Origin of the sequence: uncultured Nitrospira sp., from assembly GCA_902500695.1 — a bacterium.
Taxonomy (GTDB): Bacteria; Nitrospirota; Nitrospiria; order Nitrospirales; family UBA8639; genus Nitrospira_E.
This window is the reverse complement of the sequence record CABVRQ010000057.1, coordinates 18,996-24,287: the sequence shown is the minus strand read 5'-3', so window position 1 is coordinate 24,287 and position 5,292 is coordinate 18,996. Positions and strand designations below refer to the sequence as shown.

5 protein-coding genes are annotated in these 5,292 nt (G+C 49.1%); all 5 read right to left on the bottom strand.

What is annotated here, in order from left to right; all coding sequences use genetic code 11:
• Positions 1-247: 247 nt before the first annotated feature.
• Complete coding sequence (locus AAH187_RS13785) at positions 248-2,149, bottom strand: ATP-binding protein (protein WP_342349042.1); 1,902 nt, start codon at positions 2,147-2,149, stop codon at positions 248-250.
• Between the two features lie 248 nt (positions 2,150-2,397).
• Entirely contained in the window at positions 2,398-3,054 is a 657-nt protein-coding gene (locus AAH187_RS13780; protein WP_342349041.1) for a riboflavin synthase, read from the bottom strand.
• 15 nt (positions 3,055-3,069) lie between these two features.
• On the bottom strand, positions 3,070-3,201 hold the full coding sequence (locus AAH187_RS13775) for a hypothetical protein (protein WP_342349040.1): 132 nt from the start codon (positions 3,199-3,201) through the stop codon (positions 3,070-3,072).
• A 40-nt stretch (positions 3,202-3,241) separates the two neighbouring features.
• Positions 3,242-4,429 (bottom strand): MFS transporter, encoded by a 1,188-nt coding sequence (locus tag AAH187_RS13770; protein WP_342349039.1) that lies wholly within the window; start codon positions 4,427-4,429, stop codon positions 3,242-3,244.
• Positions 4,430-4,576: 147 nt separating this feature from the next.
• Positions 4,577-5,292: hypothetical protein (locus tag AAH187_RS13765; RefSeq protein ID WP_342349038.1), on the bottom strand; the 716-nt coding region annotated here is incomplete at its 5' end.

Sequence of the window (5,292 nt, the reverse complement as noted above, 5' to 3'; positions counted from 1 at the left end):
AGATCTCTAGTGAAATCAATTTGATTCTCTATCGTATTGTATACAACTGATCTTTTTATCAAAGGGACAAGATGGAACTTCTCCTGTCGCCAGAAATGTATGTCGGGGACTTCGATGTAAGCTTGGCAGACAGGGGAATAATAAATCCTGAAGATTTCATACTCGTAGGCAGAGGACTAACCATTGGTCAGGAGGCACAATCTTGTTCGAAGAACTGCGTGATCATCGACAAGAAGAATTCTAGTTTTCATGCGACACTTCTTTTCAGAGGAATATTGACATAGATGGTGGTTCCGGTTCCCGCAGATGATTCAATTGAAATTGAACCATTAAGCAACAGTGCTCGCTCCCGCATTCCATGCAGGCCAAGATGGGCACCTGCCGCAGCCTTCCGAACAATCGCTTCCGCGTCAAACCCCTGACCATTGTCTTCCACAATCAGTCGAATCTGAGCAGGGTTTTGCTGCACAAGTATCGAAACGGTGGTGGCCTTGGCATATTTTCCCACATTCGTGAGCGCCTCCTGAACGATTCGATACAAGGCGGTTTCCACTGCGGGAGAAAGTCGATCCTTACTTTGCCAATTTTGAGCCACATCCACCTCTATGCCATATGTTGAACTAAATTCCGCCCCATAGCGGGCGATCGCTTCCTCTAGTCCAAAATCATCCAGCACGCTCGGACGCAGACCTTTTGCCAGTCGCTGAACCTCCTGCAGTGTCGTACTCGTAATCTTTCGTAGATCATTTACCCGTGCTCCCATTCCATCTGAACGCGCATCATCTTCAGCCGCACGGAGTCCAACAAGAAGAGAGGTCAAAGATTGGCCGATTTCATCATGTAATTCACGACTGATTCGTCGCCGCTCATCTTCCTGGGCCGTCATGATTTTATCTAATAAATGACTATGAAGGGCTTCGGCTTCTTGAAGCTTTTGGTAGGCCAAGGCATTCTGAATAGCAATTGAGGCGACCTGTGAGACTCCGACCAGTGTTTTCTGATCAAAGGGTGTAAACCCAACTGCATCGTTTTTGTTATGTACTTCAAGACATCCCAAAAGAGTATCCTTGGCATCGAGAATTGGAATGCTTAAGGCTGATTGAATATCAAATGCTTGTCGGAAATCCTGATCAATCTGTCTGTCCTCATGCGCTCGATTCGTGAGATAGGCAGTCTGATGTAGGAGAAGCCAGCCGGGTAATCCCTGCCCTGGAGACCACGAATGGTGACAGAGTTCCATTGTCTGACCTTGGAAATATTTTTCACATACCAGCTTTTCCCCCGAGACCAACCCGGCAAATCCGGCATGTGCCTGGACGAGTTGAATGGCCTCTGGTACTAATTCGTCCATGAGCCTTTCTACATTAAAGGTGGAATTTAATTTTTCACTCAGACGAAGGAGGGCTCGAATGACATCTTCTTCCTGCTTCCGCTTGGTAAGATCCCCCATCACTGTAGCAAATCCATAAAGTTGATCGGTTTCATCACGCAAGACGGTAATGCCCACTTGCCCCCAAAAACTTGCCCCGTTCTTTCGAACCAGCCATTCCTCCTTCATAGCGCTTCCCGAAGCAATGGCTTCATCCAGAAACCCTGTAGGCTCGATGGAAGGAGAAGACGAGCATGGATAAAACAGAGAGTGAGAATGCCCCAGAACTTCCCTTGCAGAATAGCCGAAAATACGTACCGCTCCCGCATTCCAACTGGCGACGTTCCCTTCCCGGTCCAGCATCACAATCCCATAGTCCTGAATGTTTTCGGCAACCAGTCCAAAACGATCTTCACTCGTTCGAAGCGCTTCTTGAGCCCGCCTCCGTTGGAGAGCCAACAGGGTGATGGCCCAAATGGCACCAATACAAAAGGCTCTGTTAGTAATTGGAAACCGGAATGGCCATTGTAACAATGATGGTTCCACTTCTAAGATAGAAAATGTCAGAGCAAATCCTACAATCGTAAGGACCGTACATCCCACGGCCACACCATAGACCATCCCTCGTGGCAAGCGTTGTGTCGCAAAAAACACCACCCCGGCGTACAACATTTCTTCCGCAAATCCACGTGGAAGCAGGAGATCAAACGTGAAAACCCCACTAGCCAGGATAATGGTTAGGAAAAAATCTTTGGGGTTGTATAATTGGCTTGAATACATAAGGAGAAAAATGCAATCTCCTCATTTATTGATGATTGTATTAAATACGTGAGTGGGTCTATGGGGTTCTTGGACGATCGATGGCACTACAGCAGCCGCACCAGGCGCAAATGATTTCGTAGAGCTGGACGATCCCCCACAACGTTGCAGGAATGACGATCACAAAGAGGGTAACGACGGCAAACAAACGCCAAAGGGGATGCTTGGTTTTTTGTGGAAGATTTTGAGACATGCGATGTAGAAAGACTCTATAGCAGACCGCGTTTTTCAAGATATTCCCGATTGATCAGTGGGGCGGGCTTTGCCGGAAGCACCCCGCTTGTTTGCAACAAGCGTTCAACATATTTTCCAATCAAGTCGGACTCTAAATTGACGGTATCCCCTAATTGTTTGAGTCCCATGGTGGTGACTTTGGCTGTATGCGGAATGATGGCGACGGCAATAGAACGCTCCGACACGTTATTAATCGTCAAGCTGATTCCATCCACGGTAATTGATCCTTTTGCCACGCAATAACGGATAATTTCCTCTGGAGCTTCAATGGTGAGTTGAATCGAATTCCCATCTTGTTGTCGAGCACGTAGGAGACCGATTCCATCGACATGGCCTGTGACCAGATGCCCACCCATCCTGGCATTGAGTTTCATGGCCCGCTCCAAATTGACCGGTGTACCAACCGGGATGGATCCTAATGTCGTGCATTTCAGCGTTTCGGTGGACACATCAACTGAAAAACCCATATCCCCCACCTGACTGGCCGTTAAGCAGGTGCCGGCGACACTAATACTATCACCCAGCTTGAGATCTTCTAAAGTCAGAGAAGCCAAAATGGAAAATTTTGCACCGGCCAACCCTTTATTAATCGACTGAATCGCACCCATTTCCTCAATAATTCCACTAAACATGTCCCACCAATTTGGTTATTGGATATCGCTGTCTTTATTTAAAAGAACTTTTTTCACTATCACAACAAAAACCACGACCAGGACCACGACACCGAGGGCCGCCACAATCCCGATGATGAGATCACCGGTTCCCATTTCTTCATTCATGGTGTTTGACTCCTGTACCTGCCCTTCAGTAAAAGGCCCACTATAGCACAACCGGGTTTTTGATCCCTATCATCCTGAGACCAAAATATGTCGCCGTCAGTAATAAGAGGACTCCAATACAGAAAAACCCGCCGGCATAGCCTAGGGCATGAATGAGAATTCCTGCCAGGAGCGGTCCTCCGGCATGCCCGATATCCATAATGGTGCCCCGTAATCCCATCCCTGCTCCCAAATCTTTTCCTTCGGAATAATCAGCAACCAGGGCCGTGGTCGATGACGTCACCACCGCCTCTCCAAATCCAAACGTTCCGGCGACCACCAATAAGAGAATATACCCCTGAATGTGAGGAATAAACATAACCATGAGTCCGCACAGGCAAAGCCCTCCAACAATCAGTGGTTGCCTGGCCCCACGATCAGATATCCTTCCCATGACGGGTTTAGCGATAAAGGAAGTGAACGCCTGCACTCCAAACAAGACTCCAATTTCGGCGGCGTTCAATCCGATGATCAACCCATAGAGCGGCAAAAACGCCATCAACGTACCGTTGCCCATCATTTTCGCCGCTTCCACAATACTGGTGATGAGAATAGGTGGAATCTGACAGACTCGATGGAGGCCTTCGCGCATTTCCTTCCATACGGTCGAGGGAGAATGTTGGTGGACTCGCGAGGGACTCGGAGTCTGAGGGATCAACCAGAAGAAGACCAAAGCTAACAATCCAAATAATCCGGCTAAAAGAAACGTGGGCGAGTATCCATATTGAAAGACGATAGCGCCGCCAATCATCGGACCCAAGAGTCCACCGCCTTGAGTCGCCGAAGTATACCAACCAAAGGCTTCCCCACGGCGTTTTGCAAAGAGTTCTCCCACCATCGCTAAGGCTAGCGGCGTAAACATCGCCGTGGCTAACCCGTGAAACAACCGGAGGAGCCCTAATGTCCAGAGATCCGAGATCAACGGATAAAGAAAGGGCGGAAATGCAAAAGCCAACACTCCTCCTAGCATCAACCGTTTTCGATTGATCTGGTCCGAAAGCAATCCCATCGGAAGCTTGAGGATCACGCCGGTCACTGTCGAGACAGCCACCAACAGGCCAACGAGGAAAGGGCCCGCTCCCAGGCTTTCCACAAACAAAGCCAAGGCCGGTCGACGCACCATGTCATAACTGACAAAACTGCAAAAACCGACAAGACAAAGAAAGATAAATGTCTTTGAATCTTTCATATGAGAGAGCCCACAAATTCCCGGGCGGGTGGGAGCAAATCTTCTTTGAGGGAAGGAAATGAAGGTTGAAAAAATCAAACCTTACACGCCATGATTTTTGATGAGTTTATAGACCGACAGGTGGTCACCTCGATTGCTCAGAAAACATTAGGGTTTCAATGGCGACACGAACGTCAGCTCAAGGGTCTCTTGCCGCCCGGAAATGAGCGTCACCTTGGCTTCCTGATACCCCAACACCGGGTGCCAGGCCCCGACCGTATGAGTGCCCGCTGGAACATCCGTCAAACGGAACACCCCATCGTCATCGGATACGGTCACATAGGGGTTGGCGGCCAGCAGCAGCCAACCTTGCATGAACCGGTGTTGATCACATTCGAGCCTGATAATACTGCTACCCCGTGTCTTGAGTGGAACAGTCGCCTCCCCTCCTTCTCCCAGATCGGGGAAATGAAATAGTGGCAGGCGTCCCTTGTCCAACATCTCCCATCCGCGAAGCTGGTGTACAATCGGATCACGCATGGCTATCCGGAGAGTTTGTTCGTCCATGGCACCGATGACTCGTGGCGCAAATTGACAACGGTCCACCGTCACGACCGGTCCTTCTTTCGGTACGGGTTTACCACGCTCCACCTCTTGAAGAAAAACGACCACATCCGCCAATTGTTGTTTGGAGGACACCCGGACTTCTGAAATACCAATGACACCATTTTTATCCGCAATGGTCTGACAGAATTCTGGATTACTTCCCATGGTGACTTTATGAGTCTTGGGCGATGGGACAATTCCAGAAAATTTCATCACACCGGAAATTGACCCTCCACCAGCAACCACTCCTTCCTGGTAGGCATTCACGGTTGGTTCGC

What these genes read in the sequence shown, in the direction of transcription:
- AAH187_RS13785 (WP_342349042.1), bottom strand. Translation starts at nt 2,149, where the DNA reads ATGTATTCAAGCCAATTATACAACCCCAAAGATTTTTTCCTAACCATT.
- AAH187_RS13780 (WP_342349041.1), bottom strand. Translation starts at nt 3,054, where the DNA reads ATGTTTAGTGGAATTATTGAGGAAATGGGTGCGATTCAGTCGATTAAT.
- AAH187_RS13775 (WP_342349040.1), bottom strand. Translation starts at nt 3,201, where the DNA reads ATGAATGAAGAAATGGGAACCGGTGATCTCATCATCGGGATTGTGGCG.
- AAH187_RS13770 (WP_342349039.1), bottom strand. Translation starts at nt 4,429, where the DNA reads ATGAAAGATTCAAAGACATTTATCTTTCTTTGTCTTGTCGGTTTTTGC.